Origin of the sequence: Paenibacillus fonticola DSM 21315, from assembly GCF_000381905.1 — a bacterium.
GTDB lineage: Bacteria > Bacillota > Bacilli > Paenibacillales > Paenibacillaceae > Fontibacillus > Fontibacillus fonticola.
The window spans coordinates 70,412-92,994 of sequence record NZ_KB907257.1; the positions used below are offsets into that span (position 1 = coordinate 70,412).

Below are 22,583 nucleotides of genomic sequence, written 5' to 3' on the forward strand. Positions count from 1 at the left end.
AATAATATATATAATTTAATAATAGATAAGTATTATTTATGTATAAGAAAGGACACGTCCTATGAATATTCATGCTTTACGCATTTTTCATGAAATTTCACGAGCCGGAGGAGTCAGCAAGGCGGCAGAAAAGCTTAATATCAGCCAGCCGGCAGTCACAATGCAGCTTCGCAAGCTGGAAAAAGAATTGCAAATGCGTTTAACGCGTCTGGAAGGCAGAAATGTAGTATTGACCGATGCGGGGAAATGGCTGGCGGCTCAGGCGGACCGGCTGTTTGCCCTCGAAGCCGAAATCGACAAGCAGTGCATTGCCTATCAGCGAGGAAGCATCGGCAGCTTGAAAATATCAGCCACCTATCTGCCAGCGAATTATTTGCTGCCTGACTGGCTCGCTCAATACCAGCGGTCGCACGCCGCGGTTGAAATCAGCCTCGTATCCGGAAATGTGCAGTTCGCGCTAGACAAGCTGCTTCGTTACGAAACCGATATGGCCTGGATCGGCGGCTCGCATCAGCAGCTTCCGGCGAACATCGACTTCATCCCGGTCCATGAAGACGAATTATGGTTTGTAGCGCAGCGGAACCATCCGCTTGCCGGGCGAAGCGTGTCTCCCGCCGAGCTGTTCGCCTCCCCTTTTATAATGAGAGAACCGGGGAGCTTTACGCTTCAGGCTTTGATGTCGCTCTGCCGGGCAGCAGAAGTACCCGAACCGCAGCCCGCGGTTCGGGTAAATGGGCCACAAGAGGCTCTGCGCGCTGCGCTCGCCGGTCTTGGCGTTACATTCATTTCGGCCATCGAGGCCCGCTCATACGTAAACAACGGAGCTTTAGTACGCATCGAGGCGGGCGGACTCCAGGCCAGCAATGTTATTTCGTGCTGCGTGCGCTCGGGCGACCCGCTGCCTCCGCAAGCCCAAGCTTTCCTGGAGCTGGCTTTGCGCGCCTCCCCAACGGAAGCTTAATAGCTATGCTCACAAAAGGTTAAGCCAATCCTGCTTACCTGCTTAACCAAGCATCGCGGCTTGCCGTTTGTAATGATCCTCCAGCACCAGGCAAGCCATCGCTTCGACAACCGGAATAATCCGCGGGCAAATCGAAGGGTCATGTCTGCCGATCGTAACGATTTCCTGCTCCTCGCCGCGAATATTCATCGTTTGCTGCGGGACGGAAATCGATGAAGTCGGCTTAACGACGATGCGGAACACAATTTCATTGCCCGTGCTGATTCCGCCTAAAATTCCACCGGCATTGTTGCTCAAAAATCCGGAAGCATCCATTCCATCGTTATGCTCGCTGCCCAGCATGTCCGCTGCGGCAAAACCCGCACCGAATTCGATGCCTTTGACAGCGCCGATGGAGAGCATGGCCTTGGCCAGCTCGGCATCCAGCTTGTCGAACACCGGCTCGCCCAGCCCGGCCTTCACGCCGCGAATCCGGCATTCGACGATGCCGCCGCAGCTGTCCCCCGCGGCTGCAAGCTCTTCGACCCGCTCAATCATCCGCACAGCAGCATCGGGATCGCAGGCCCGCACCGCATTTTGCTCAATGATTTCTTCGTTAAAGGTTTCGCAGCGGATTCCGCCTAGTTCCTTCGTATAGGCTACCACCTGCACGCCGCGAAGCTCCAGCAGCTTGCGGGCAACTGCGCCGGCGGCTACTCTTCCCGCTGTTTCCCGGCCGGAAGCCCGGCCGCTGCCGCGGTGATCGCGAATGCCGTATTTTTGCAAATAGGTGAAATCGGCATGCCCAGGGCGAAATGCGTTTTGAATGTCGCTGTATGCCTCTGGACGCATATCTTTATTTTCAAGCATGATGAAAAGCGGTGTACCCGTCGTCTTGCCTTCAAACATGCCGGATTTAATGCTAATGATGTCATACTCCTTGCGCGGTGTCGTCACCGAGGATTGACCCGGTTTGCGGCGGTCCATCTGCGCCTGAATATAAGCCTCGGTCAGCTCTACTCCGGGCGTCACTCCATCGACAATGACACCAACGGCCGCCCCATGCGATTCGCCGAACGTTGTTATTTTGAACACTTCTCCAAATGTATTGCCTGCCATATCATTCTCTCCTTCATATCTCTATATTTGACAGCATCTTATACCTCTCATTATAATTTATTCATTGATATAAATGAAATTCAAAATTAGACAAAGTGATATAGATCAGATCTATATCATATCCAATTTATTGTAGGCGAGTACAATTCACGGAAATAACTACAACATAACAGGTGAAAAAGCAGGTGACAAAATGATTGATCCGACTCCGCCATTGAACCAAGCCAACATCGAGCTGTATCGCATTTTCCTTCACACCGCGCGCCTTGGCAATTTAACCAAAGCCGCCCAGCAATTGCACATCACGCAGCCCTCGGTTAGCTACGCCATTAAGCAGCTGGAATCGCGCCTTGGCGTCAAACTGTTTGATCGGCTCTCCAAAGGGGTGAAGCTGACCCCGGAAGGCAGCGCCCTGCTCGAATACGTGGAGCAATCGTTCGCGCTGCTTCAGGCCGGAGAAGAGAAAATTGCCAGCCTCAAAAACTTGTCGAGCGGAGAGCTCCGCGTTGGGGCGAGCGGACCGATGATCAAGCATCTTCTTCTGCCTACCCTTGATCAGTATCATGACCGGTATCCCGAAGTAAGGATTCGCCTATCCCAAGGGAAGAGCAGCGATATTCAAAACCAGCTTCTGGACGGCCAAATCGACATTGGGCTCGTCCATCTGCCGCTTAACGATGAGAGGATCGTCTCCAATCATCTTATTTCACAGGAGCATATTTTCGTCGTTGGGCCCGCCTTTCGTCATTTTGCCGGACAGCAGATTAATGCAAGCGAATTGAATCGTATTCCGCTGCTCTTATTTTCCAAAGACAGCAGTACACGTCATTTCGTCGAAAAGTGGCTTCACTCCCTCGGTATAGAAGCTGAAGTGGACATCGAGCTCGGCAGCCTGGATATGCTGATCGAGTTTGCCAAACGCGGTTATGGGGCCGCCTTTGTTGCCCGTTCCTTCACTGTTCAGGAGCTGCGCGACGAGACGCTGTTCGAACTGCAAATTGCCGAGCCAATCCCCTTGCGTTCCATTGCCGTCGCGACGCGCCGGGATGTGTCGCTGTCCATCAGCGCAAAACAGTTCATGGACGTCCTTATCCAATCGCTGCAATCTTCTTAGTAATTATGTTTGTAATGACCCGCAACGGGTAACTATAAATAGGGACAGAATCAATTATGCCGAAAAAAGGAGGCTGCCATAATGGATCACCAATCAGAAGATCAAATCCGTAACAAGCTGGATGAGGAAGGCGATTCCCTGGCTGAGAAGAAAAAAATAAAAAGCGGCTCAGATATTGAACCGCAAGCAGAAGAATGGGTGGCTAAGCCCGTTGCTTTTGTAGAGGATGACCACTCCACTGAAAATAAATAATTGATAAAAGACGGTCTTCAATGCTGCAAAGCAAATACACTCTAAGGTATTTCTAAGGAATTCTAAGGAGTAGCACTGGACATTTCTTTGACTACTCCTAGGACATTCCCTAGGATCTTGTCTATTGTTCCATTCTAGCCTGATCCATCTTCGCAACTAGGTTTGCTTCCGATGCCGCTTGCAAGCGCCTAGATATCCATGCACAAAGCAATATCAACAAAGCTGATGCCCCGTAAGCTCCGAAAAGAGTAACAGACCGCACAAGCATTCCTGCCACACCTGCCCCCAGAACGATTCCAGCCGTCATCAATGGCATGACTACCCCGTTTACACGACCGATAAATTCCTCGTTCACCTCACGAATCATCATCGCACCGAACACGACCTGAAAGAAGCTCAATGCAATGCCGAGCAGCAGTCGAACGCTTCCGGTAACTAACGGCCATAGAGAAATTACTTCAATTATCGTCGCTATCGACATCCAAACGAACGTAGCCGGTATTATTTTATGGCCCAGGCGCTCTATTCGGCTTGCTGTGGCCGCTGCGATTCCTCCCCCGATCAGCACGCCGGCTCCAGCTGCGGCTCCGAACCATTGCACCGCTTCTTTGGGCAAACTTAACCGCTCCATAATAACGAACACATCCAGCGGCTGCGTAATCCCTATGGCAAATCCAAGAGTCAGGAACATGAGGGATACCGTCCGAAGATTCGGCTTCCTGCGAACGTAATGAATTCCCGCCCGTACCTCCTTCCATATCGAGGAGCCCGGTTCAACCGGGGAACGAGGGGTTGAAGGCAGTGCCAGTTGAATAAGCGCGGCGGTCAGAAAAATCCCTATTAAAACTGCAAGTGACGCCTGTATCCCCAGCTGTGTATATACCATCGTTCCGACGACAGGGCCGGCGATTAGAAACAGAGCCATTAAACTTTGTGTTATCCCGATGGCTGTGCCGATATACTCGCTCGGAACGTGCCGCTTAAACAGTACTGCAGAGGAAGGTTGCGAAAACTGGCTTACAACAGCAGAAACGATCGTCGCGGCAAATGCAGCCTGCCACCACCCCGCCATGACTAAGCCTAAGATGATCAAAATAGATACCGCGCTTAATGCATCGCCTGCAATAACAGTTCGCTTCGGATTCCAACGGTCCGCCATAGCACCGCCGAGCAGTGAAAAAATAAAAATGGGCAAATATTCAAACACGGTTAACAATGAGACAGCAGTCGGATTATTATTCGTCTCATCCATAATGTAGTAGAGCAAAGCCATATTCCGAATCCATATTCCGGCCTGTTGCAGCAAATCCGCAGCAGCTACAATGAGAAAAACACGGTTTCTAAAAAGAGAATTCATACATCAGCCTCCACATTTAAATTTAATCTGACCGTTCAGTATAATTAAGTTTAGAGAGCATCTTCATTATATTGCTCTCCATGCTTCGTCTTTCTACTCTCTCTATGCTTCGTACTCGCCATCTGCTCACTGTGGGGTTTGTGGTTTATGACTTATGCGAAATACCTTGCAAAAATAAGTCGATCGCTTTCTGATGTATCGCCAGTATTTCATCTTTGGACATGTTCTCAAAATAAGTAAGTCCGAGACCGGCTATAAGTCCCATTAGGATCATCGTAAGGGTATTAAGCTCTTCCTGGCGAAACTCTCCTCGTTTCATCCCTTCTTCCAAAATTTCTTTGATGATCGGATAGTGCTGGCGGTTTATCTCAAAAATTTTGTCAAGCACCGCAGGATCGCTGCCATGGCTGCCGGCAAACTCTTCGCTTGCACTGATCAGCGGATCGTCAAAATTGTTGGCATAATGGTGAGCGAAAGCGTACAGCTTCTCTGTCGCTGTCATTTCAGGGCGGGAAATCGTCCGCCATTCCTCTTCCCATTCGAGCATATTTTGTTCCAGCAGCTGGACAAAGAGCTGTTCCTTGCTCTTATAATGATAATAAATACTGCCCTTGCTCACGCCAGACAAAACTCTTATATCCTCCATCGAAGTTGCACCATAGCCTTTACGAATAAACAACTCCTTGGCGCTTTCCATAATTTTCTGCTTCGTACGTTCGGCTTCCTCCGGTGTTCTGCGAGCCAATTGAATCACGACCTGTCTTAATTATACTGACCGTTTAGTCTAATTGAATTCTAATATATTTCCATATGGAAAACAATCCCTGCACGGCCTCTTCTGCAAACTTTTCTGCATACCCTCACTTACGTAGCCATAAAAAGGCCTTACTGGACGTTACATTGACAGGCTGAAGCCGTCTGATGTTTTAGCCAAAATTTCATGCTGCCGGGCTCTTGATTTAAGTTACTCAAGTATAAATACAGTATATTCGGCCTTTTCCATCAGACGACTTCAGTTCCTTTATTCATCATCTTCAAACAGTTCTTCAACGGGTACTCCAACAATTTTCGCAATTCGAATAGCCAGCCTCAAGGTCGGATCATATTTATTATTCTCTATCGCGTTGATCGTCTGCCTGGTTACCTTGGCTTTCTCGGCCAGCTCCAGCTGGGTCAGCTTCAACTCTTTTCTTCTCTTATAAATATTGTTCTTCATAACAAACCTTCAAGTATCATCCGCATTCACCGCACGCTTCGCTTCAACACGATCAGCGATCCAAAGAAAATAAGCATGCCTGCCATCAAAATAATAAATTGTATGCCTAGCTCATTATGCATTACGACATCGTACAGCGTCCAAATCAATAAACTGACAGAATAAAATAAGCCTAGCCATTTGGTAGCTCGTGTCGCTTGAGATAATTGCATTTCGTCTGCTCTTTTTCTCATCTCAACACCTCATTTACTTTATTTGCCATAATCATATCATTTTCCGCGCAAAATGTAAAACACTCTTTACATTCTCTCATTCTTAATGATTTTAAATTCTACATCATTTCCCTTCCTGAGCAGGCATTTCAATTTTTAGGTATCCTAACGAATGAACGAGATATGCCCTTCTTTTAAATCCAGGGCATCCTTAAGCCATCTTGGATGCATTTTCAATAAATCCTCCGGCAGCTGATCAAACGCGAAGTAATCGACATCCAGCGTTTCTTCGACATCCCATTCGAGTTCGCCGCTTACCGCCTCACATTCAAAGCAAACCGTAATAAATTGGCTCACCTTCCCGTTTGGATAGGAGAATACTTGCGACTGCGGATCAGAATAAACACCGATCAGCCGCTTGACCCGTACCGTCAGACCGGTCTCTTCTTGCATTTCTCTAATAATTGCCGCTTCGACCGTTTCTCCCGGCTCCACATGGCCTGATGGAATCCCCCATAGGCCGTTATCAGCACGTTTCATCAGCAGCACTCGCTGTCCTTCGTCCAGAATAATTCCTGCTACACCCGGTTGAACATAGTCAGGCCAGCTAAAGGAAGGCCTATTCCATTTCTTCATGGCCAGACCGTCAACAAACAAACTTTGCAAATCAGGTATGACAGCGTCAGGGTTGCGAAAATCTAGTGCAGAGGGAAACTTTTTTTTCTTATCGCCGGATATTAAAATGGCCGAAATACCGGCCTGATGCGCCCCTAAAACATCAGTATACGGATTATCCCCTACCATCACTATTCTGGAAGCCGCAGGAAAACGCTCCAGCACTGCGTTAAACATATACGGGGACGGCTTTCCTGCAACCAGCGGCTTCATATCCGTAGATATGCGTATAGCTTCGACGATCGCTCCCACCGCGGGTGAAGGGCCTGCAGGAGTGGGGAATGTCCTGTCAGCATTCGTGGCCACAAATTTGGCTCCCCGGTATATAAGCCGCACGGCTTTCTGGATATCATGGAAGGATAGATCACTGTCCCAGCCGACAACTACGGCTTCCGCATCCGGATCAGCTTCATCAGTACCGATCCATTGAATGCCCGCTTGCTCGCATTCCCATTTTAAATTTTCATCTCCCAGCACAAAAGCTGTCTTAATCTTTTCCCGGCATAACAACTGCGCCGTGGCCCAACCGGACGTAATCACTTCCTCCGCACTTGCTTCAATACCTAAACCGGTCAGCTTGGCTGCTGTTTTCTTTCGGGTTGTACAGGGATCATTCGTCAAAAAGCGAATTTCCTTCTTCTCCTCACGCAGACGCCGAAGCGACTGAACCGCTCCCGGAAGCGGTTCAGCGCCAACATAAACGACTCCATCCAAATCAAACAGAAATACATCAAATTGTTCGGCAAGCATTGATTTCTCTCTCCTTGAACTAGTTTTTAGGCGTAATCACCTTCTGAAGCAATGATGAAAAATCCAGCAAACAGCCAAAAAATAAAAAAACCACTCCCGCAGGGTAGTGGTGAAAGCCTGAATTCATGATTAACATAAACATGAGCCTGTACAGCTCATCCCTCACAAATTCTCACTTCCCTACGCTGGTACAAACCAGATCAGGTTCAAAGAGTTAAAGACTTTCAGTCTTTTCTCAGCTTTTAACACAAAAGCACCCCTAGCAAATTCATATTTTATTGTCAGTACATTCCAATTTGAGAATAGCATAATTATGCTTTATCGTCTACAAGCCCGCGCCCTTCTGATTCGGCTCAAAACCTTCCGTCATCGCGTTTTCCATCATAAACAGCAGCCGTAGAAGAACAGTGAATTAGTTCTGAAGCAATTCCCTCAGACTTTCTTCCCAGCGTTCAATTACCGCCGCTGGCTCCTTCAGCTGGATTTGTACGCCGGAAATAATGTCCGCATATTTAGCCGTATCCTCCCGATAGGAGACAACCTCTGCTGCGAATCTTGCCCGGGGATGCTTAGCCTCCTCGAGAGCGGGAAGCCTGTTCAGCGACAACTGAATATAGCAGGCGGAATGATTCGAAACGGCTGTTAACGTCGCCTGTCCGGTGCGGATAATATTACGCGTTGTCGTTGTATTTTCCCATAAACTGAGCCTAAGCGAAGTGCGGCTAAGCGCGACAATTTCCCCAACACTAATCATCGCCGTATGCGGCCAATTTTGCTCTGTAACAGTTAACAGCATAAACGCTTCATGCTGCTTGCGAGCCAGGTTATTCCCGTCAAAGAGCATAAATAAATGATCGGATAGAGCCGGATTGGTCATCTCTTCATTCTTCCTTTCATTCATGCTTATTTGTTCGCTTTATTATAAGCTTCCTTCATCATGTTGTAATCGATCGCGCCCTGGAATCGCTGGGTAATAACCCCATTTGCATTCAGCACGTAAGTCGTAGGATAGCCTACCACCCGATACGTGTCGGTTACAGTTCCCTTCGGATCGATCGCATGGGGAAACGTCAGGCCTAAATCCTCCAAAAAAGACTTCACCTCGTCCTGACTGTCTTCGAGATGAGTCATATTAACTGCCAAAATAACCGCATCCTTATCCCCATATTTTTTGTAGAACTTCTCCATATGCGGCATTTCTATGCGGCACGGCGGACACCAGCTGGCCCAAAAATTCAGCAGCACCGTCTTCCCGCGATAATCCGATAGCTTAACCTCTTCCCCATTGAGATTCAGCAAGCTAAAATCAGGCGCCCGATTGCCGATCTTCAGGCCGACAGCTGCCGAGGCCGAAGCATCCTCAATGGCAGCGTCTTGCGCCTGCTGTTTCTGAACATTTGCTTTATTCACATAATCATAGACACCCCAACTAATCAGCCCGAGGATGACTATGACCGCAATCCAGTTTTGCTTCATCTGCACTCCTGCCTCCTTAAATTATGCCAAAATATAGATGATGAATTGACAGCATGCCGGCTGTAATAGCAGCGATCATCGCGGCCTGAGCGGTTCTAATTTCCGTCCCCCCGCCATAATGAATCGAAGATCAAAAGCGAAACAGCCAACAGAACAAATAACAGCTGCTCCAGTGAAAATCCAATCCACATCAGGCTGCGATGCGGGTTCAAAAAAGGAATTATCGCGCAACCGATGCTGTACCACATGCCAAGCTTCACGAACGATTTAAGCGATGAGTCAAACTTCAGCCAAGCTGCAATAAATAATGCTGCGGATAAAAGCGCGGACAAAATGCTCTCCTGGCTCATCTCCCCTTCCCACAACAGGATCAGCGCAAATCTGACAGCTTGGACAACGCCGTATGCGAGAACCCCCGCTTTAATAAGCGGCCCAAGTTGAGGCCGGTTTCTGTAACCTCTATACAAAAAATAGCCAAATCCGCCGATCATCCCCAACCATAATCCACGTCCCCCGCCTGAAAAATACAACAGCGACAACGGATTTGCCACCGCCTCCAACGGTTCGAAAAACAGCAGGTTAAATTTCCATAAGAGGAATCCGATTCCCATCACGTTTACATATGTTTCTTTAATCCATTCAGCAGCTTCAATACGGCGAACTTTTACGGCCAAAACGGTATATCCGATAACCGCAGCCAGCAGAAAAACAAGTAAATCCGCCCTTAACGCAAACGGGCCAAGCGAAACAGTTCCGTTCATATTTCCTCCAATCAACGACAGACAGTTTATGAAATGTACGAATTTGCTATACCTTTCTTAGACTAGGCCAAAAAAACACCAAGATACCCCCAGGGGTATAAAAAGATGATATGTCTTTTATGTCTTCCTGTCAAGAATGTCTCCCTTTACTTGCCCGCTTCAAAAACTCACACCGGTTTAAATAGACTATAGTCCTAATTTGAGCAATTTGCGAAACTACGTTTGTCCAGGCTCGTATTACTTCATTTAATACCTACATCTTTGACTGGGAGGTGCGTTTATATGATAGAAATGCGCGGCGGAGAAGACTTAAAGTATTCCAATCAAATTCCAGGTTGGGCGAAAATCGTCCACATCATTCTTATTTCTATAGTTGCTCTTATTGGCTTAGCAGCGTTTATTCTCGGGGGTTATTTCATTTTTTCCGGGGATTGGCTTGGAGCCGTTCTATGTATATTTGTTGGGCTTGTCGTAGTATGGGCAACGCGAATGATGATTATCGGCAGTAAGCTGCATACTGATTTTGTATTTTTGAGCGAGCTGCGGGATGAAGGTTATTACACGTATTTCAAAAATATTAAAAATAACTATGAAGAGGAGCATCTGATCCCATTCCACCGTATGCACGAAGTTCTGATCGCCCGCAAGTCGCAATATGTATCTTCCGGCAGCCGAAGTGGTTCTGGCTACTATGTGATTGGCTCGCAAATTGTGATGCAATGGCAGGACGAATATGGAAATACAGAGTATAGCCGCTTTGGCATAGCCAGCCGCAGCGATCTTTCGAAATGGATTGAGAAATTTCAGGAGCATCATGTGCCGGTGTTCAATTCTTTTCAAAATGTGAGTGAAGCGTCAACGGCTGATTTCCTAAGCGGATATGCCGAACTGGAGAAGGCTCCGCTCACTTCTTTGGACCTGGTGTCTGATGTGGAAACGAGGCGATACAACAACATTCCCCTCTGGCTTAGTTCTGAAATGAAGCAGCGTAAAGCTCAGAAGCAGTTGATGAATGACCGGAAAATATTCAGGCCAGCATTTGCAGTGGCCATGCTCATGCTATTTTTCATCGCCATGCTGTGGATGCCTCATTGGCCGGTGGAAGAGGAAGTGTTCACAGACAGCTCTCCATCGCTAGGAGTATACATGATAATCATCTGCTTCATTATTATATCGAGAACTTATTGGCGAAGAAATCGAAGATGGTTTCAGCCGATCACCGATATCCTCTTCATGTTAGCGGCCAGTTTCGCAGGGTTGACCGCTGCCAAGCTATGGCAGCCTGTGGCATCCGTTTACTATGATGCGGCTTTGGTGGACGTTCTGACGGCCGGCTTTTTCCTTAGCGTCATATTCATTGTGTTTAAACTGCTGCAACGCCGAGACCGTATCGAATAACTTCCGTACGCAAAACAACCGGCCTTTATGTTCCTGCTTGTCAGGCAAGCTCACTGAACATAAAAGCCGGTATGATCTCACTATGGCTGATATAACTTTATAACTCATTAGAGTGACTCAACCGGCCGCCGTCATGCAGTAAAACACCGTACTGGTAACTGCGCGCGGCGCTCCTTTTTACTAATCCTGCTTAACAGCTCCGTCAATGACGCGAAACGTTCCAGTTCCGAAGGCACAAAGCTCCCCATTCTCCAGACGGGCAAAAGCCTGCGTCGATATGGACTTTCGCGAGCTGTGTATCATCTCCGCAGTGACGATGAGACGTCCCCGCTCGGCTTTCGCCACATAATTCATGCTGAGGTTTGTCGTCACTACAGCATCGTCTGGCCGGGCGATCATCGCCACCAGCCCCATGGCCGAATCGATCAATGTCGCATGCACTCCGCCATGCACGATGCCGATGAGATTGAGATGATGCGGTTGGATGTCCAGCGTTACGATAACTTTTTCCGCGCTGATCTCGGCAATCTGACAGCCCAAATAGTCCCAAAAAGTATTTGCAGCCAACCTGTTCCATCTCTCAATATTGCGCTGTAATTCGCTATTGTGCTGCAATCCGCTTTGATCACCTGTTCCGCTGTCCATGATGGTCCCCCTTCCCCGTACTGCAACTATATGCGACTATAATTATCTAATCCTTTACACCGGCAGCCGCTAGTTTTCGTTTTCTTCTTCCCCTTCTTCCAGCAATTTACGGCGCAGCACCTTACCGGCCATTGTCTTGGGCAAGCTTTCACGAAACTCATAGATTTTGGGCACTTTATAAGCCGCCAGCTTCTCCTTGCACCATTGCTTTAAAGCTTCCTCATCCGGGACGCAGCCGCTGCGAGGAACGACAAAAGCCTTGACCGTCTCCCCGCGATAAGGATCAAACACCCCGGCCACAATCGCTTCAGCCACATCGGGATGCTCAAACAACACTTCCTCCACTTCCCGGGGATAGATGTTATAGCCCCCCGCGATAATCAAATCTTTGCGCCTGTCGAGAATGTAGAAGAACCCGTCCTCATCCATGCGGCCAAGATCGCCCGTTAGCAGCCAGCCCTCCTTCAACGCCTTATAGGTATCCTCCGGCCGGTTCCAGTAACCTTGCATCACTTGTGGGCCTCTTACCGCCAGCTCGCCGATCTCTCCCGGCTCTACTTCCTCCAGCGTATCCGGGATGACGATCCGTGCATCCGTATCCGGAAAAGGGATGCCGATCGAGCCGCTCTTGCGCTTCTCCCAAATGTTGTTGGCATGTGTGACGGGCGACGCTTCCGTCAAACCGTAGCCTTCGATCAGCTTGCCGCCTGTCAAAGCCTCGAACCTCGTTTGCACCTCATGCGGAAGCGGGGCCGCTCCGCTGATGCATACATCGATGGAGGACAAATTGTATTTCCGGATGTCAGGATGATTGATAATGGCCACATACATCGTGGGCGCTCCCGGAAACACCGTGGGCTTCTTCCGGTCAATGACTTTCAATATTTGCTCCACCTCGAAACGAGGGACTAATATTAGCGTCCCTGCCATATACACCGCTTTATTTAACAGCACCGTCATCCCGAACACATGAAAAAACGGTAATGCCGCCAAATATTTTTCCTCGCCTATTCGTCCGCGGTAGAACCATAGCTGGGTTTGAATCGTATTGGCTACCAAATTGGCATGCGTAAGCATGACCCCCTTCGCAAAACCCGTCGTTCCTCCGGTATATTGAATGAGAGCTAAATCCCGCTCCCCGTCGACGACGTCTTCACACGGTACTGCGGAGGAATTTTTCAGCAGCTCCAGCAGCGGCAGAACCCGGTGATTATAGCTGATTTTTACGAACATGCCGTCTTTTTTGGCCTTGATCGGATACAATATATTTTTTGGAAAAGGCAAGCTATCTTTTATAGAAGTAACAATAATATAGTTTAAATATTCCTCTTCTTCCCCCATTGATTTTTTAACCCGTTCAACGAGGGCGTCCAATGTAACAATGATGCGCGCTCCGGCGTCCTTGAGCTGATGCTCCAGCTCACGCCGCATATACAGCGGGTTCGTCATTACGACGATCCCGCCCATCAATAGCGTGCCGTAATAAGCTGTAACCGCCTGCGGGCAATTGGGCAGCATAACCGCTACCCGGTCTCCTTTTTTCAGACCGAGGCGCAGCAGCATGTTGGCAAAGCGGTAAGAAGCATCCAGCAGCGTGCGATAGTTTATTTTTTTGCCCAAAAAATCAAGCGCTGTTTTCTCAGGATAACGTGCAGCGGAATCTACCAGAAATTTAGCCAGGTTATGTGCAGGATATTTAAAGGTCGGTGGTACTTCAACGGGATAATGTCTCAACCAGGGTTTGTTTGACATCGCCGGCCACCCCTATCTTCAGATGTTCATTACACCACATACTTCTCGGCATCAATAACCTTTGCGGCGATTTTCCGCTTTAGGCTCAACGTATTCGCTAGCGTTCTGCGCGTCAGTTTTTTTAGCACAGATAGCTGGGTTCTGAGCAGGTCACCCGATTCCAGCGCCGCCAACAGCTCCTTGGCCCATATTTCAAGCTGGGCAAACTGCTCGTGCACAAATACGGTTGTCATCGCAATCGGCAGTTCAGCTTTGCCCGTATCCGTCCGGTCTATTATTTTATAAGTTCTTAGCAAAGCGCTCTCCATGGCGTAAATTGCGATCATCATATCTGCGAGCAGAGCTAAAATTTCCTGTTCCTGCTCCAGCTTTGTTTGATATTTCTGTACAGCTCCGGCTCCGGTCATTAAAAATATTTTTTTCGCCATGGCCAGCATATGGGCTTCCTGATCCAATACCCCTTCGAACGATGGAGGCGGCACCATGCCGAGCAGCTCCGACTGCAGCGCCATTGCCTTTTGCATTAAAGGCAGTTCTCCCTTCATCGCCCGCTTGATCAGCGTGCCCGGAATAAGCAGCCGGTTAATTTCATTCGTGCCTTCAAATATGCGATTGATTCTTGCATCGCGATAAATCCGTTCAATCGGATATTCCTGGATGTAACCATAGCCGCCATGAATTTGCACGCCTTCATCTGCTACGAAATCAAGCGCCTCCGAGCCAAATACTTTATTAATTGAGCACTCCAGCTGATATTCGGCAATCGCCTTGGCCGACTGGTAGCCTGCAGCAGCGCTCTGATGATCGGCTTCGGCCAAGCCGACATCAAACAAGCCCGCAGTCCGGTACACCATGCTTTCCAGCACGAAAGTACGGATATTCATCTCCGCCAGCTTTTTGCCGACGAGCGGGAACGAACTGATCGGACGGCCGAACTGCGAGCGTTCATTGGCGTATTTTGCGGAGTATTGGATCGTATCCTTCGCCGCGCCAACGCATCCGGCAGCTAATTTGAACCGCCCGATGTTCAAAATGTTAAAGGCGATCAGATGGCCTTTTCCGGCTTCCCACAGCAGGTTTTCGGCCGGCACCTTCACCTCCTCCAAAATAAGCGGGCAGGTTGAGGAGCCCTTGATGCCCATCTTTTTCTCCTCCGGGCCGACGCTGACGCCCTCCATATCGCGCTCAACGATAAATGTACTAAAATCCTTGCCATCCACCTTCGCATAAACGATAAAAATATGGGCAAATCCGGCGTTAGTAATAAATTGCTTCGTCCCGTTCAGCACGTAATGGGAGCCGTCTTCGCTTAGGACAGCCGTAGTTTTGGCGCCAAGCGCATCCGAACCGGACGACGGTTCAGTGAGGCAATAGGCAGCGATTTTCTCCCCTGCCGCCAGCAGGGGCAAATACTTCGCCTTCTGAGCCTCCGAGCCGAAATACACAATGGGCAGCGTGCCGATGCCTACATGAGCCCCTACAGACAGAGCAAACGAGGAAGCCTTCGTTAGACGTTCATTGATCAGGGTGGCGCTCACTTTATCCAGCCCCATTCCGCCGTATTCCTCCGGCACCTCTGCGCTCAACAGGCCTACCTCCCCCGCTTTACGCAGCAGCTTTACAGTGAGCTCATAATCCAGCTTTTCAATTTCCTCGTCCCGCGGTAAAATTTCTTCTGCGACAAAATCCTCCGTCGTCTCTGCAATCATCCGCTGCTCCTCCGTAAAGTCCTCGGGCGTTGTCATTTCGCGGTAATCCAAATCCTCAATGACGAATGCTCCGCCCGTCACCTTGCGGCGAACCGCTTCCGTCCACTGGACAGTACTAGCCGCTTCATTCCCTGCGGCGGCACCTCTTCCGTCAACCTGCCCCCTTACGGCATGACCCTCTGGTGCACGAATCTCCGTAGCATGTTTATCTGCGGCTTGATTTTCAGCGGCTTGACTTCCCGGGCTGTTATCACCCGCGGGATCGCCCCACGTAGCATGATTCTCTGCTGCATGGCTTTTTACGGTATGACGCTCTGCTGCATGATTCTCCGCCGATTGACCTGCATTACCCCGTCGTTCCACGTTCACCCTGCTCATCTCCTTTTCATTCGCAATGTATGGCGATTTGCACTAAATTCATTCGCCGCTAAGGCCCTGCATGCACTTCAAACACCCCCGCCGCCCCCATGCCGCCGCCGATACACATGGAGACTACGCCAAAGCCGCCGCCCCGCCGCCGCAGTTCGGCAATTAACGTTGCGGACAATTTCGTCCCCGTACAGCCCAGCGGATGACCAAGAGCAATCGCTCCGCCGTTGACATTGACTCTAGCTTCATCGATGCCCAGCTCCCGTATAACATGAACGCATTGCGAGGCGAACGCCTCGTTGATCTCATACAAAGCTACGTCGTCCGGCGTAATGCCCGCCAAGGTCAGCGCCTTCGGGATCGCCTTGACGGGACCTGCGCCCATCAATTCCGGTTCTACCCCGCTAAGCGCAAAAGAACGAAAGGTGGCCAGCGGCGTTAACCCTCCCGCCAGCGCCCGTTCTTTGCTCATCACGACTACTGCGGCGGCTCCGTCACTCATTTGCGAAGCATTGCCGGCCGTCACCGTACCGCCGCGCTTAAAGCTGGGCTTCAGCCCGGCCAGCGCCTCGATCGTCGTCTCCGCCCGCACTCCCTCATCCTGATCGAACGTAAAGGTGGTGCTCTGAATTTTCCCGCCCTCCTCTACCGACTTCAGTTCAACCTCCACCGGAACGATCTCGTCACGGAATTTACCTTCCGCCAGCGCCTTTGCCGCCTTTTGATGGGAGCCAAGTGCGAACTGGTCCTGCTCCTCCCGGCTGATGCCGAACCGCTCTGCAATCCGTTCCGCGGTATGACCCATCGCCATATAAACTTCTGGCATCCGCTCCACGAGCTGCGGATTCGGCGACACTTTAAATCCGGTCATCGGTATATGACTCATGCTTTCTACTCCGCCGGCAATGAGCACTTCGGCATGACCGAGCATAATCCGTTCAGCCGCCAGGGCGATCGATTGCAAACCCGAGGAGCAAAACCGATTGATCGTCATCGCCGGTACAGTGACTGGAAAACCCGCGTACAGCGCCATAATACGGGCGAAATTCAGGCCTTGCTCTCCCTCTGGCATCGCGCAGCCAATAAGAATATCCCCGACCTCCGCTTTGTGTAGGCCCGGCGTTCGTTCCATGACGGCTTCAAGTACCGTTCGCCCCAGATCATCGGCCCGGACGTTGGCCAGACTGCCTTTCTTCGCTTTGCCGACGGCTGTTCGCGCCATCGATACGATTACTGCTTCTTTCATCACAGCCTCACCCTCCCGCAAATTAGTTGCGCAGCGGCTTGCCCGTGGACAGCATATGCTGCATCCGCTGCTGGGTCTTCGGTTCGCCGCATAAACTAAGGAACGCCTCCCGCTCCAAATCGAGCATATATTGCTCGCTTACATAAGTTCCCGGCGGAACGTCTCCACCAGCCAGCACATGAGCGAGCTTGCGCGCGATTAACAAATCATGTCCGCTAATATAACGCCCCTCTCTCATCCCGATCGCGCCGAGCTGCAGCACGGCTTTGCCTTCCGAACCGGCCACCCGCAGCTTCTCTTCCTGCCGCGGCTCATATCCGGCCGCTGACATTCGCAATACCGCCTGCTTCGCTTCATAAATCAAATAATCCGGTTGAACTACGATTCGATCATCGGGCTGCAAATAACCCAGCGCCTTCGCTTCATGAGCGCTGCTCGAAACTTTGGCCATGCCGACCGTCTCAAAAACCCGGTTAATCAGCGGCTGCAGCAGCATAAGCTCTCCCTCCGCGCGCTGGCTCGCCCGCAGCGCGAGCTCCTTGCATCCCCCGCCTGCAGGAATAAGTCCGACGCCCGCTTCAACGAGCCCATAGTACGTCTCGGCGGCGGCGACCACCTGGTCCGCAGGCAGACAGACTTCTACACCGCCGCCAAGTGTCATCCGGTGCGGGGCAGCAACGACAGGCTTCTCAAACCGCTTCAGGTTATACATCGTGGTCTGGAACATTCGGATAATTTGATCAATCTCATCCCATTCCTCGTCCTGTGCTTCCATAAGCAGCAGCATCAGATTGGCGCCGACACAGAAGTTGCGGCCCTGATTCGCAATGACCAGCCCGGTGAAATTCCGCCGCACCTCCTCCACGCTTTGGTTAATCATCGCTAATATATCGCCGCCGATCGCATTGTTTGGCGAGTGGAATTCCAGGCAGGCTACACCATCCCCGAGATCAATTAAGCTGGCTCCGCTGTTATGCTTAACGACCTTGTTTTGCTCTTTCAAATCCCGCAGTATAATCGTTTCCGGCGGTACATCCACCTTCTTGAATTGCTGGCCTGCCGCCTGGAACAGTACTCCTTGCTCCTTTTTATAAAACGTCGTATGCCCCTGCTCCAGCCATTGCTTAACCCAGCCCGGCACTTCCGTCCCTTCCGCCTCCATCCGCTCCACCGAACGGGAAACACCGATAGCATCCCACGTCTCAAAGGGGCCGAGCTCCCAATTGAAGCCCCACTTCATCGCTTCATCGATTTCGCGGATGCTGTCCGCGATTTCGCCGACTTTCTCGGCTGAGTACACGAGCACCTGCTTCAACACGCTCCAGGCAAAATCCGCATAGCGATCTTTGCCAGAGAGCAGCGCATTTATTTTGGCCTTCGCGCCTTTGGCCAATTTTGCTGCCTCCAGTGCATCCGAGACCGGTTTGCTTTGGGGCCTGTAATCCATCGATTCAAAATCAAGCGCCAATATTCGGCTGCCGCCATCCCCTTTGATTTTCTTATAAAAACCTTGACTGGATTTCTCACCCAGCCGTCCCTCTTTAACCATCTCTTTGAGCAGCCCGGGAATCGCAAAAATCGCCCGCTCCCGCTCGTTCGCCACGTTGTCGAACACGTTGCCCGCCACATGCACGAACGTATCCAGCCCTACCAGATCAAGGGTGCGGAAGGTCGCACTTTTAGGCCTTCCAAGCGCCGGGCCTGTAACAGCGTCCACCTCCTCCACCGTAAAGCCCTTTGCCATCATTTCCTGCAGTGTAACGAGCAATCCATACGTACCGATTCGATTAGCGATAAAGTTCGGGGTATCCTTAGCCAACACAACGGTTTTACCCAGGTATTTTTCCGCAAACCTGCTCATCCTCGCCACGACTTCAGTTGTTGTATGCTTACCAGGAATGACTTCCAGCAGCTTCATATACCTGGGCGGATTAAAAAAATGTGTCCCCAAAAAATGACTGCAAAACGCTGCCGACCGACCGCTCGCCATCTCATGAATGGATATGCCCGACGTGTTCGTGCTGACGATGACTCCAGGCTTCCAATAACGTTCAATCTCACCGAGCAGCTGCTGCTTTACTTCCAGCTTTTCCACGACAACTTCAATAACCCAGTCCACCTCCGCGATCAGGTGTAGATGATCTTGCAAGTTTCCGGGGATGATCCGGCTTGCAAAGCGCTCGTCATAGAGCGGCGACGGCCTGGTCTTCTTCAGCCGTTCAACAGCTGCGACGGCCAGCCGATTTCGTACTCCCGCATCCTCGAGCGTCAATCCTTGCTTGACCTCGGCCTCTGTCAATTGCGAAGGAACGAGATCGAGCAGCAAGCACGATATGCCGGCATTGACCAATTGGGCCGCAATCCCTGAGCCCATAATTCCCGAGCCGATCACGGCTGCGCTAGAAATGTTGTTGCCCATGTACTTTACCTCCAATTCACATCAACTTTATTGCGAGGCAGCAGCCCCGCCGCCCTTACCAATACCGAAAACAGACAGCTCAACAATTTCCGCGATATCCTTCGCCTTGACCGTCTCATCCGCCTCCAGCAGCTTCGTTCCATCCTCCAGCATCGTCAGACAGTAAGGACAGGCACTGCTGATCATGTCCGGCTTCACTTCCAGCGCTTGCCCCGTTCTCGCAACATTGACGCGTTTACCGCTGTTCTCCTCCAGCCACATCAGCCCGCCTCCGGCGCCGCAGCACATGCCATTCTCCCGGCTTCGCTGCATTTCAACAAGCTCTGCGCCAGGTATGGCCCGGAGGATATCCCTAGGTGCGTCATAAACGTTGTTGTATCTTCCGAGATAACACGAATCGTGATAAGTGATCCGTTCGTTCACCGGATGCCTAGGATGAAGCCGGCCTTGCTTTATGAGCTGATCCAGCAGCTGTGTATGGTGCAGCACCTCTACGTCCGCCAAGCCGAACTCGGGATACTCGTTCTTTAGTGTATTGAACGTATGTGGGCAGGCGGTCACAATTTTGCGGACACCGTATTTGCGAAAAGTGTCGATATTTTCCAAACAAAGCTGCTGAAACACAAGCTCATTGCCTAGCCGCCTTGGAGTGTCACCCGAATTTCTCTCCTCATTGCCAAGAATGGCGAAGCTGACACCCGCTTCATGCAGCAGGCGAACGAACGCTTTGGATATTTTGCGGCTGCGTTGATCATAAGAACCCATCGACCCGACGAAAAATAAATATTCAAACTGCGGGTTTTCCTGAACTGTTGGTACAGGTATCCCCTCCGCCTCCACCTCTCCCGTCCAGTTCACCCGGTCACTCCGGCTGAGTCCCCATGGATTTCCCTGGCGTTCAATGTTCATCATCGCCCGCTGTCCCTCGTGCGGCACACGGCCTTCCATCAAAATGAGATAGCGGCGCATATCGATAATTTTGTCGACATGCTCATTGCCTACTGGACATTGATCTTCACAGTTTCCGCAGGTCGTACAGGCCCAAAGCTCCTCTTCCGAAATAACATCACCGATCAAGGATATATCCTTTGGCGAAGTGTCCTGAAGGGTCCACGCCGCTTTGTGCCATTCCATCGTGGGCGTAATGTTGGTAATGCCGTTTGCGTCGCTCCACAAAAGCTCGGACGGCCGGGCATCCGTGGGCGGCTGCAAGGTGTGGGTACCCCGGACAGAACCTGCAAAACCCGGCACATACGGCGATTTTCCTGTAACCGCAGCGCCTTTATCCTGTAAATGATCGCGCAGCTTCGTAATCAGATGCATCGGCGACAATGTCTTGCCCGTATTCGAGGCAGGGCATGCGTTTGTACAGCGCCCACATTCGACACAGGCGTAAAAATCCAGCATTTGCTTGCGGGAAAAATCCTCGATCTTTCCGGCGCCAAAACTCTCAGCGGCCTCGTCTTCGAGATCTAGCCGCTTCAGGCGGCCAACCGGCCCGCTGCGGCGAAGCCAAATGTTAATTGGAGCTGTAATAATGTGAAAATGCTTCGATTGGGGAACGTATACTAGGAAGGATAGTAGAATGAGCAAGTGCAGCCACCAAAACAAGAAGAACAATACAGCGGCCGCTGCAGGTGATATTCCATGAAATAAGGCGGCAATCAGTGAGGAGATCGGGGCGAAGCCGGAATGCTCCAGTCCGAGCCATAGCCGTTCAAAACCAAGCGATAAGAGGACAGTAATCATGAGCGAATAAATGAAATAGACGACGAGACTCGGTTTCCATCCTTTTTTCAATCGGGCCAACTTCTCGCCGTACCGCCGGTATGCGGCATAGGCCATAGCGATTAAAATGAGCAGCACCGTTATTTCCTGCAGCAAGCCGAAGTACTCGTAAGCAGGTAACGGCAAATGCTTGCCTTTAGCCAGGCCTTTGACAATCAAGTCGAGGGCGCCGAACTGTAAAATAATAAATCCGTAAAAAATGACGACGTGCATCACACCGCTCCGCACATCCTTCAACAGTTTCTTCTGACCGAATACTTCGGCGGCAAATCCGGATCGGCTCCCTTTCCGGCGTTCGCGGATATGATCCGGGCTTCCAAGCCGCAAATACAAATAACGGCGATAGACCGCAAGCACAAACCAAAATACTCCGATTCCCGAAATGATCAAAAATGAACCTAATTGAAGCAACTGCCACAACATGTGCTTTTCCGTCCTTTCTTCTGCGAGTAATCGAGCCTGAAAGCGACAAGCCAAAGAGAGCGTTTACATTTAAGTGGCTTAATAAATCTTGGGGGTGGAAACAATTGACTTTTCATGCTTTTTCCCCTAAGATGAAGAAAATGAATGAGCATTCATTCAGTTGTTTTAAATTTTAGCATTGAGGTGACCTCATGACAAGTAGAAAACAGGAAAAATTTGAAATGATTTTGGATGCAGCACAGAAAGTCATTGCCGAGAACGGGTTCCACGGTGCTCAAGTGTCCAAAATCGCGAAAGAAGCTGGAGTTGCAGACGGTACGATTTATTTATATTTCAAAAATAAGGAGGATATCCTGATCTCTTTGTTTGAGGATCGCCTGGGAAAGCTCGTCGAAATGTTCAATGCTAGCATTCGTGAGTCAGATACGGCAGAGCAAGCGCTGGCAAAAGTATGCGAAATTCATTTTAGCGAGCTGGAGAACAATGTCGATTTGGCTTATGTGACGCAAATTGAACTGCGCCAAAGCTCTCTTGAGCTGCGCAAAGCGATCGGCCTGTCCGTAAAGCCCTATATTCAGTTAATCGAGCATATTGTACAGAAGGGGATCGCGGAGAAATCATTCCGTCCCGAGCTTGATCCTAAGCTTACGCGCCATCTGATTTTTGGCGGATTGGATGAGGTCGTAACGTCGTGGCTCATATCCGGGAGAAAATACTCCCTTTCGGCCCAGGTTGACAAGACCGTCGACTTCTTCCTCAAGGCCTTGAGTTCCTAGCTCAAACTGGCACTGGCAGGGCATATCCGTCGTCTATCCTGCGTCAACAACATGGCCTATGAAGTGGTTTATGGTGTGGTTTATGGTGTGGTCTATTACGTGGTTTATGACAGCATGATCTATCGCTTCGTCTATGGCTTGTTCTATGGCTTGTTCTATCGCTTGTTCTATGACGGGTCAATGACA

At 50.3% G+C, this 22,583-nt stretch carries 20 protein-coding genes and 1 riboswitch; of the genes, 5 read left to right on the forward strand and 15 right to left on the reverse strand.

The window, feature by feature from the left end; all coding sequences use genetic code 11:
- Nucleotides 1–61: 61 nt before the first annotated feature.
- Complete coding sequence (locus tag G358_RS0114380) at nt 62–961, forward strand: LysR family transcriptional regulator (RefSeq protein WP_019637937.1); 900 nt, start codon at nt 62–64, stop codon at nt 959–961.
- 42 nt (nt 962–1,003) lie between these two features.
- Here G358_RS0114380 and aroC read toward each other — a convergent pair whose 3' ends face one another.
- A complete protein-coding gene (aroC, locus tag G358_RS0114385; RefSeq protein ID WP_019637938.1) occupies nt 1,004–2,059 on the reverse strand; it encodes a chorismate synthase in 1,056 nt (351 codons plus the stop codon).
- Between the two features lie 193 nt (nt 2,060–2,252).
- On the opposite strand from aroC, the gene G358_RS0114390 reads away from it, so the two are divergent.
- Both G358_RS0114390 and G358_RS33485 read left to right on the forward strand, forming a co-directional pair.
- Nucleotides 2,253–3,173, forward strand: coding sequence for a LysR family transcriptional regulator (locus G358_RS0114390; RefSeq protein WP_019637939.1), 921 nt, complete (start codon nt 2,253–2,255; stop codon nt 3,171–3,173).
- A gap of 81 nt (nt 3,174–3,254) precedes the next feature.
- Nucleotides 3,255–3,425, forward strand: a complete 171-nt coding sequence (locus G358_RS33485; RefSeq protein ID WP_019637940.1) for a hypothetical protein — start codon at nt 3,255–3,257, stop codon at nt 3,423–3,425.
- Nucleotides 3,426–3,546: 121 nt separating this feature from the next.
- On the opposite strand, the gene G358_RS0114400 is transcribed toward G358_RS33485, so the two are convergent.
- The 8 genes from G358_RS0114400 to G358_RS31775 form a co-directional block, all read right to left on the reverse strand.
- Nucleotides 3,547–4,782 (reverse strand): MFS transporter, encoded by a 1,236-nt coding sequence (locus G358_RS0114400; RefSeq protein ID WP_019637941.1) that lies wholly within the window; start codon nt 4,780–4,782, stop codon nt 3,547–3,549.
- A gap of 145 nt (nt 4,783–4,927) precedes the next feature.
- Nucleotides 4,928–5,527 (reverse strand): TetR/AcrR family transcriptional regulator, encoded by a 600-nt coding sequence (locus G358_RS0114405; RefSeq protein WP_019637942.1) that lies wholly within the window; start codon nt 5,525–5,527, stop codon nt 4,928–4,930.
- A 276-nt stretch (nt 5,528–5,803) separates the two neighbouring features.
- The gene (locus tag G358_RS0114410) at nt 5,804–5,998 is read right to left on the reverse strand and encodes a helix-turn-helix transcriptional regulator (RefSeq protein ID WP_019637943.1); all 195 of its coding nucleotides are present in this window, start codon (nt 5,996–5,998) and stop codon (nt 5,804–5,806) included.
- Between the two features lie 26 nt (nt 5,999–6,024).
- Entirely contained in the window at nt 6,025–6,231 is a 207-nt protein-coding gene (locus G358_RS0114415; protein WP_019637944.1) for a hypothetical protein, read from the reverse strand.
- A gap of 144 nt (nt 6,232–6,375) precedes the next feature.
- The gene (locus G358_RS0114420) at nt 6,376–7,635 is read right to left on the reverse strand and encodes an HAD-IIA family hydrolase (RefSeq protein WP_019637945.1); all 1,260 of its coding nucleotides are present in this window, start codon (nt 7,633–7,635) and stop codon (nt 6,376–6,378) included.
- Between the two features lie 160 nt (nt 7,636–7,795).
- A riboswitch (TPP riboswitch) is annotated at nt 7,796–7,906 on the reverse strand.
- Nucleotides 7,907–8,047: 141 nt separating this feature from the next.
- Nucleotides 8,048–8,512, reverse strand: a complete 465-nt coding sequence (locus tag G358_RS0114430) for a hypothetical protein (protein ID WP_019637947.1) — start codon at nt 8,510–8,512, stop codon at nt 8,048–8,050.
- 26 nt (nt 8,513–8,538) lie between these two features.
- Nucleotides 8,539–9,111, reverse strand: coding sequence for a peroxiredoxin family protein (locus G358_RS0114435; RefSeq protein ID WP_026342265.1), 573 nt, complete (start codon nt 9,109–9,111; stop codon nt 8,539–8,541).
- 95 nt (nt 9,112–9,206) lie between these two features.
- Nucleotides 9,207–9,872: a hypothetical protein gene (locus G358_RS31775; RefSeq protein ID WP_026342266.1), complete on the reverse strand. Its 666-nt coding sequence runs from the start codon at nt 9,870–9,872 to the stop codon at nt 9,207–9,209.
- A gap of 282 nt (nt 9,873–10,154) precedes the next feature.
- Between G358_RS31775 and G358_RS0114445 the strand changes: the two genes are divergently transcribed.
- Nucleotides 10,155–11,270, forward strand: coding sequence for a hypothetical protein (locus G358_RS0114445; protein WP_019637948.1), 1,116 nt, complete (start codon nt 10,155–10,157; stop codon nt 11,268–11,270).
- Between the two features lie 180 nt (nt 11,271–11,450).
- Here the strand turns inward: G358_RS0114445 and G358_RS0114450 are convergent, their stop codons facing one another.
- The 6 genes from G358_RS0114450 to G358_RS0114475 form a co-directional block, all read right to left on the reverse strand.
- On the reverse strand, nt 11,451–11,915 hold the full coding sequence (locus G358_RS0114450) for a PaaI family thioesterase (protein ID WP_019637949.1): 465 nt from the start codon (nt 11,913–11,915) through the stop codon (nt 11,451–11,453).
- A gap of 69 nt (nt 11,916–11,984) precedes the next feature.
- Complete coding sequence (locus tag G358_RS0114455; RefSeq protein ID WP_019637950.1) at nt 11,985–13,667, reverse strand: long-chain-fatty-acid--CoA ligase; 1,683 nt, start codon at nt 13,665–13,667, stop codon at nt 11,985–11,987.
- A 29-nt stretch (nt 13,668–13,696) separates the two neighbouring features.
- Nucleotides 13,697–15,412, reverse strand: a complete 1,716-nt coding sequence (locus tag G358_RS0114460) for an acyl-CoA dehydrogenase family protein (RefSeq protein ID WP_157274381.1) — start codon at nt 15,410–15,412, stop codon at nt 13,697–13,699.
- 391 nt (nt 15,413–15,803) lie between these two features.
- The gene (locus G358_RS0114465) at nt 15,804–16,991 is read right to left on the reverse strand and encodes an acetyl-CoA C-acyltransferase (protein ID WP_019637952.1); all 1,188 of its coding nucleotides are present in this window, start codon (nt 16,989–16,991) and stop codon (nt 15,804–15,806) included.
- A gap of 22 nt (nt 16,992–17,013) precedes the next feature.
- Nucleotides 17,014–19,410, reverse strand: coding sequence for a 3-hydroxyacyl-CoA dehydrogenase/enoyl-CoA hydratase family protein (locus G358_RS0114470; protein ID WP_019637953.1), 2,397 nt, complete (start codon nt 19,408–19,410; stop codon nt 17,014–17,016).
- 27 nt (nt 19,411–19,437) lie between these two features.
- Entirely contained in the window at nt 19,438–21,621 is a 2,184-nt protein-coding gene (locus G358_RS0114475) for a heterodisulfide reductase-related iron-sulfur binding cluster (RefSeq protein ID WP_019637954.1), read from the reverse strand.
- 191 nt (nt 21,622–21,812) lie between these two features.
- Here G358_RS0114475 and G358_RS0114480 point away from each other — a divergent pair, with 191 nt between their 5' ends.
- Nucleotides 21,813–22,397 (forward strand): TetR/AcrR family transcriptional regulator, encoded by a 585-nt coding sequence (locus tag G358_RS0114480; protein WP_019637955.1) that lies wholly within the window; start codon nt 21,813–21,815, stop codon nt 22,395–22,397.
- Nucleotides 22,398–22,583: the final 186 nt, after the last annotated feature.

What these genes read in the sequence shown, in the direction of transcription:
- G358_RS0114380 (WP_019637937.1), top strand. Translation starts at nt 62, where the DNA reads ATGAATATTCATGCTTTACGCATTTTTCATGAAATTTCACGAGCCGGA.
- aroC (WP_019637938.1), bottom strand. Translation starts at nt 2,059, where the DNA reads ATGGCAGGCAATACATTTGGAGAAGTGTTCAAAATAACAACGTTCGGC.
- G358_RS0114390 (WP_019637939.1), top strand. Translation starts at nt 2,253, where the DNA reads ATGATTGATCCGACTCCGCCATTGAACCAAGCCAACATCGAGCTGTAT.
- G358_RS33485 (WP_019637940.1), top strand. Translation starts at nt 3,255, where the DNA reads ATGGATCACCAATCAGAAGATCAAATCCGTAACAAGCTGGATGAGGAA.
- G358_RS0114400 (WP_019637941.1), bottom strand. Translation starts at nt 4,782, where the DNA reads ATGAATTCTCTTTTTAGAAACCGTGTTTTTCTCATTGTAGCTGCTGCG.
- G358_RS0114410 (WP_019637943.1), bottom strand. Translation starts at nt 5,998, where the DNA reads ATGAAGAACAATATTTATAAGAGAAGAAAAGAGTTGAAGCTGACCCAG.
- G358_RS0114415 (WP_019637944.1), bottom strand. Translation starts at nt 6,231, where the DNA reads ATGAGAAAAAGAGCAGACGAAATGCAATTATCTCAAGCGACACGAGCT.
- G358_RS0114420 (WP_019637945.1), bottom strand. Translation starts at nt 7,635, where the DNA reads ATGCTTGCCGAACAATTTGATGTATTTCTGTTTGATTTGGATGGAGTC.
- G358_RS0114430 (WP_019637947.1), bottom strand. Translation starts at nt 8,512, where the DNA reads ATGACCAATCCGGCTCTATCCGATCATTTATTTATGCTCTTTGACGGG.
- G358_RS0114435 (WP_026342265.1), bottom strand. Translation starts at nt 9,111, where the DNA reads ATGAAGCAAAACTGGATTGCGGTCATAGTCATCCTCGGGCTGATTAGT.
- G358_RS31775 (WP_026342266.1), bottom strand. Translation starts at nt 9,872, where the DNA reads ATGAACGGAACTGTTTCGCTTGGCCCGTTTGCGTTAAGGGCGGATTTA.
- G358_RS0114445 (WP_019637948.1), top strand. Translation starts at nt 10,155, where the DNA reads ATGATAGAAATGCGCGGCGGAGAAGACTTAAAGTATTCCAATCAAATT.
- G358_RS0114450 (WP_019637949.1), bottom strand. Translation starts at nt 11,915, where the DNA reads ATGGACAGCGGAACAGGTGATCAAAGCGGATTGCAGCACAATAGCGAA.
- G358_RS0114455 (WP_019637950.1), bottom strand. Translation starts at nt 13,667, where the DNA reads ATGTCAAACAAACCCTGGTTGAGACATTATCCCGTTGAAGTACCACCG.
- G358_RS0114460 (WP_157274381.1), bottom strand. Translation starts at nt 15,412, where the DNA reads ATGACAACGCCCGAGGACTTTACGGAGGAGCAGCGGATGATTGCAGAG.
- G358_RS0114465 (WP_019637952.1), bottom strand. Translation starts at nt 16,991, where the DNA reads ATGAAAGAAGCAGTAATCGTATCGATGGCGCGAACAGCCGTCGGCAAA.
- G358_RS0114470 (WP_019637953.1), bottom strand. Translation starts at nt 19,410, where the DNA reads ATGGGCAACAACATTTCTAGCGCAGCCGTGATCGGCTCGGGAATTATG.
- G358_RS0114475 (WP_019637954.1), bottom strand. Translation starts at nt 21,621, where the DNA reads ATGTTGTGGCAGTTGCTTCAATTAGGTTCATTTTTGATCATTTCGGGA.
- G358_RS0114480 (WP_019637955.1), top strand. Translation starts at nt 21,813, where the DNA reads ATGACAAGTAGAAAACAGGAAAAATTTGAAATGATTTTGGATGCAGCA.